1 protein-coding gene is annotated in these 1,457 nt (G+C 56.8%); it reads right to left on the bottom strand.

Annotated elements, in window-relative coordinates:
• Positions 1-1,457: condensation domain-containing protein (locus ABR397_RS22580; protein ID WP_350307669.1), on the bottom strand; the 1,457-nt coding region annotated here is incomplete at both ends.

The following is a 1,457-nucleotide window of genomic DNA, read 5'->3' as shown; positions in this document are numbered from 1 at the left end:
GCCATTGTCGGCACTGTCCCCTGCCTGCATCCGTCCAAACAACACCGTGCCGAACACCACTTTCTCCTGCCCGCTGGTACGCGACAACACCTGCGCCCAGGCCAGATGACATAAAGCCGCCAGACTGACGCCCAAACGCCGAGCCTGACTACGCAGACGATCATTCAGCTCAGGTGCCAACATGCGGTGGGATTCCGTCACCTGCGAACCATCACGGTGCACCTCCGTCAAACCAAACGGCAATGTCGGTTCATCTACCTCAGCTAACAGCTCAGTAAAGAAACGAGTGTGTTCTTCCTGACTGACCCCCAACTGGGCCTGCGCCACCAGATTGCGGAACGGTGTTGGCGCAGGCAGACGGTCCTCCTGCCCCGTCAGATACATCTGGACTTCCCGGTGCATCACTTCCATCGTTTCATGGTCACCAATCAGATGATGCAGCAATTGCAGAACAATCCAGCGGCCATCGGCTTCCTGCGCCACCACAAAGCGCAATAACGGTGCCTTGCTCAGGTCGAGACGATGATGACGAGGGTCAAAACGTTGCATTAACTGATCGCAAACCCGTCCGTCAGTCGGATCCAGAGTCAGTTCCATTACCGATAATGTGGCTTGACGCCAAACTACCTGAGCCGGCACAGATAATCCTTGCCAGATAAAGGCGGTACGCAGGATAGCGTGGCGATCAACCACCTGTTGCACTGTCGCTAAATAACGGTCTAGCAAGGCGCGTTCAGCAAAAGCCATCTGACTGACCACCAGATACGGATCCCCTTCATTTGCCAATAAATGGTGGAACAAAATACCGTCCTGCAATGGCGACAGGGCATAGATATCCTGAATATTAGCCACCCCGCCCGGCACTTGCCTGACGATACGGTCAATGTCAGCCTGAGTCAGATCGATCAGCGGCAACATCTCTGGGGTGAGCGTCGTCGTCGCTGACGTAATGACATTCGGCGGCACCACCACAGCCCGGTGCTGCCCCAATGTTCGAGCCAGTTCAGACAACACCGGCGACTGGAACAGGTCACGCACCGCCAACGTCAGCCCCAGGTTACGCAAGCGTTCAATCATCCGTACCGCGAGCAGTGAATGACCGCCCAGTGCGAAGAAACTGTCGTGCCGGCTGACCTGTTCAATGTCCAGCAACTCACGCCAAATGGCCGCCAATGTGACTTCTTTCTCTCCTTGCGGCGCCTCATAGATCTGACGGGCAAAAGCCTCGCTGTCCGGCGCCGGCAGCGCACGACGATCCAACTTACCGTTCGGGGTCAACGGCAACGCATCCAGCCGCACAAAGGCTGACGGCACCATATAGTCCGGTAAAGTTGCACTCAGATGAGCACGCAGGCTATTCGCCAGCCCCTCGTCCACGGGTGCCACCACATAAGCCACCAGACGCTTATCCTGCGCTTCTCCCAACGCCAATACCACCGATTCACATACCGCCGGGT

It is taken from the genome of Photorhabdus viridis, from assembly GCF_040256935.1.
Classification (GTDB): domain Bacteria; phylum Pseudomonadota; class Gammaproteobacteria; order Enterobacterales; family Enterobacteriaceae; genus Photorhabdus; species Photorhabdus viridis.
The sequence above is the reverse complement of the archived record's forward strand: the minus strand, read 5'-3'. Positions and strand labels throughout refer to the sequence as shown.